Source organism: Pseudoflavonifractor capillosus (genome assembly GCF_016899775.1).
Lineage (GTDB): Bacteria > Bacillota > Clostridia > Oscillospirales > Oscillospiraceae > Lawsonibacter.
In genome coordinates, this window is record NZ_JACJJE010000171.1 from 1 (window position 1) to 349 (window position 349).

The window sequence follows — 349 nt, forward strand, 5'->3', positions numbered from 1 at the left end:
TGTGATCACCGGCTCTACCGAAGTCGCGCTTCCATAGTCTGGGTCACCGGGTGCGTCAATATCGTAGCTCAATGCACCAGCGGACACTGCCATCACTGCCGTGATGTACAGAGCGGACAGGACAGACAGGATTCGTTTCATGGTATTTTCTCCTCTCTGACTTAAGGATTTGTGTCATTTTCATCACTGTTCTCTCTGCGATGCTTTAGAAACAGGGCTCCGCCGATACAAGCACTCACTAGTACCACCACGCCAAAGGGAACCAAAAGGATCATCCAATCAAAATTCAGCGGCGTTCCCTCCTCCGACATGGGGAACGGCTGAATGGGCGTTCCCTCAAAGATGGCCA

1 pseudogene is annotated in these 349 nt (G+C 51.9%); it reads right to left on the reverse strand.

Features of this window, described 5'->3' with window-relative positions:
• Window positions 1-161 precede the first annotated feature (161 nt).
• Window positions 162-349 (reverse strand): annotated as a pseudogene (locus H6B31_RS16860) (cell wall anchor protein); the annotation flags it as partial.